This is a genomic window from Streptomyces sp. E11-3, from assembly GCF_046540415.1.
Lineage (GTDB): Bacteria > Actinomycetota > Actinomycetes > Streptomycetales > Streptomycetaceae > Streptomyces.
In genome coordinates this window covers 1-3,185 of record NZ_JAZGRL010000045.1, presented here as the reverse complement: position 1 = coordinate 3,185, position 3,185 = coordinate 1, and the positions used below count along the sequence as shown (strand labels likewise).

At 69.9% G+C, this 3,185-nt stretch carries 3 protein-coding genes; 1 reads left to right on the top strand and 2 read right to left on the bottom strand.

What is annotated here, in order from left to right:
- Positions 1–128 precede the first annotated feature (128 nt).
- Entirely contained in the window at positions 129–800 is a 672-nt protein-coding gene (locus U9R90_RS34660; protein ID WP_381841372.1) for a response regulator, read from the bottom strand.
- A 15-nt stretch (positions 801–815) separates the two neighbouring features.
- The gene (locus U9R90_RS34655; protein ID WP_411061339.1) at positions 816–1,706 is read right to left on the bottom strand and encodes a RecB family exonuclease; all 891 of its coding nucleotides are present in this window, start codon (positions 1,704–1,706) and stop codon (positions 816–818) included.
- A 178-nt stretch (positions 1,707–1,884) separates the two neighbouring features.
- Between U9R90_RS34655 and U9R90_RS34650 the strand changes: the two genes are divergently transcribed.
- Entirely contained in the window at positions 1,885–3,162 is a 1,278-nt protein-coding gene (locus tag U9R90_RS34650; RefSeq protein WP_411061337.1) for a site-2 protease family protein, read from the top strand.
- Positions 3,163–3,185: the final 23 nt, after the last annotated feature.

Here is a 3,185-nt window from a genome sequence, read left to right as displayed (position 1 = left end):
CTGGAGGGGCGGCCCGCTCTCGTTCGTACCGCGGAAACCTCGCCGAGCCGCTTCCCCGGCAGTAAGCGGACCCGGCAGCCACCGGGCCCGCCAGCCACCGGGCCCCGGCCGTGACTGGACCCCGGCTGTCACTGGGCGCCGGGGCGCACCAGACCGCTCTCATACGCGTACACCGCGGCCTGCACCCGGTCGCGCAGCCCCAGCTTCGTCAGCACATGGCCCACATGCGTCTTGACCGTCGTCTCACTGACGAACAGATCAGCGGCGATCTCCGCGTTGGACAGCCCCCGCGCCACCAGCTTCAGCACCTCGACCTCACGCTCGGTCAACGTGTGCAGCGTGTCCGGCACCGGCTCGTCCCCCGACGGCAGATGACCGGCGTACTTGTCGAGCAGCCTGCGCGTGATACTCGGCGCGAGCATCGCCTCACCCGCGGCCACCACCCGGATCGCCTGCACCAGCTCATGCGCCGGAGCATCCTTGAGCAGAAAGCCACTGGCCCCGGCCTTCAACGCCTCGACCACATACTCATCCAGGTCGAAGGTGGTCAGCACCAGCACCTTCGCCGGACCATCCCGTCCGGGACCGGTGATCTGCCGGGTCGCCTCGACCCCGTCCATCCGCGGCATACGGATATCCATCAGCACCACATCGGGCTGCAACGCCCGGACCTGGTCGAGCGCCTGCAGACCGTCGCCGGCCTCCCCGACGACCGCGAGATCCTGCTCGGCCTCCAGAATCATCCGGAAGCCCGTGCGCAGCAGCGGCTGATCGTCGACCAGTAGGACGCGGATCGCCACGACATATCTCCTTAGCTAGACCGCGCCCATTCTGCCCTGCACGTCCCCCTGCGACTCCGGCGCCCTCACCGGAAGCGGATACGGCGGGGGAGTACCGCCGAATTCCGGACACACCGCCTGATGGTCACACCAGCCACAGAGCTTGCTCGGCCGCGGTCGCCAGTCACCCGTCTCGGTGGCCAGCCGGATCGCGTCCCACAGCGCGTGCAGCTTCCGCTCCACCCGCTCCAGATCCGCCACCACCGGGTCATACGTGATCACATCACCACTGCCCAGGTAGACCAGCTGCAGCCGCCGCGGCACCACACCCTTCAGCCGCCACACCACCAGGGCGTAGAACGTCATCTGGAACAGCGCACCCTCGGAGTACTCCGGACGAGGCGCCTTGCCCGTCTTGTAATCGACGATCCGCACCTCACCCGTAGGCGCCACGTCGACCCGGTCGATGATCCCCCGCAACCGCAGCCCCGACTCCAGCCGCGCCTCCACGAACAGCTCACGCTCAGCCGGCTCCAGCCGGGACGGGTCCTCCAGCGTGAACCACTTCTCCACCAGCTCCTCGGCCTGTCCCAGCCAACGCGCCAGCCGCTCACCCGCCGCCTGCTCGTCGGCGTCCGCGAACAGCTCCGCCAGCTCCGGCTTCGACTCGTGCAGCCGGTCCCACTGCCCCGGCACCAGCGCCTTCGCCCGCGGCGCCGTACGCTCGGCGGCCGGCGCGTCGAAGAGCCGCTCCAGCACCGCGTGCACCAACGTGCCCCGCGTGGCCGCCTCACTCGGCTTCTCCGGCAGCTTGTCGATCACCCGGAACCGGTACAGCAGCGGGCACTGCATAAAGTCACTGGCCCGCGACGGCGAGAGCGACACCGGGCCCGCGGCGGCCACGGCGGCATCAGTGCTGAGGTCCATGGGCAAGACCCTACGACCCACCACTGACAGCAGCCGAATACCATCGACGTCAGACCCTCTCGCACTGCATGATCGTGGGACCACGTCACACCGCGACCACATCGCGCGACGATCACGTCGCGCAACGACCGTCGCACCACGGCGAGAGACACTTACCCGAAGGGACTGAGGGGACACAGTGGACGAGAGCGGCGGGAGCGGCGGGAGCGGACAGCCGCAGCCCGGCAACGGGGAAACGGACCCCGCGACCGACAAAGACACGCCGCAGCTCCCGCAGAAACCGGCAGGCAAGCCCGAGCGCCCCCGCGAACCCGGCGGCGGACTCCTCATGGGACGCCCCTTCGGCGTGCCCGTGTACGTCGCCCCCAGCTGGTTCCTGGTCGCCGCCCTCATCACCTGGGTCTTCGGCGGCCAGCTCGAACGCGTCCTGCCCGAGCTCGGCAACGCCCGCTACCTCGTCTCCCTCTTCTTCGCCGTCGCCTTCTACGCCTCCGTACTCGTCCACGAACTCGCCCACACCGTCGTCGCCCTGCACTACAAGCTCCCCGTGCGCCGCATCCAGCTCCAGTTCTTCGGCGGCGTCTCCGAGATCGAGAAGGAGTCCGAGACCCCCGGCCGCGAGTTCCTCCTCGCCTTCGTCGGCCCCCTGCTCTCCCTGGTACTCGCCGGCGCCTTCTACCTCGGCATGCAGACCGTCGAACCCGGCACCGTCCCCGGAGTCCTGCTCGCCGGACTGATGATCTCCAACCTGATCGTCGCCGCCTTCAACCTCCTGCCCGGACTGCCCCTGGACGGCGGCCGCATGCTCCGCGCCGTCGTCTGGAAGATCACCGGCAAGCCCATGACCGGCACCCTCGCCGCCGCCTGGTTCGGCCGCGTCCTCGCCGTCACCGTCCTCATCGGCCTGCCACTGCTCACCCATTCCGGAGCCATCGGCGACCCCGACAGCGACCTCGGCATGGACCTGTTCATGGACGCCCTGCTCGCCGCGATCCTCGCCGCCATCATCTGGACCGGCGCCGGCAACAGCCTGCGCATGGCACGGCTACGCGAACACCTCCCCGCACTGCGCGCCCGCACCCTCACCCGCCGCGCCGTCCCCGTCGAATCCGACACCCCCCTGTCCGAGGCCCTGCGCCGCGCCAACGAGTCCGGCGCCCGCGCCCTCGTCGTCGTCGACCCCCACGGCGACCCCCTCGCCGTCGTCCGCGAGGCCGCCATCGTCTCCGTACCCGAACACCGCCGCCCCTGGGTCGCCGTCAGCGGCCTCGCCCAGGACCTCACCGACGGCATGAAACTCTCCGCCGAACTCTCCGGCGAAGAACTCCTCGACACCCTGCGCGCCCACCCCGCCACCGAGTACCTGGTCCTCGAGGACACCGGCGAGATCTACGGCGTACTCTCCACCGCCGACGTCGAGCGCGCCTTCGTCAAAGCCATGGCCAGGCCAAACTGACCCACCCCCGCACACCCCACGGC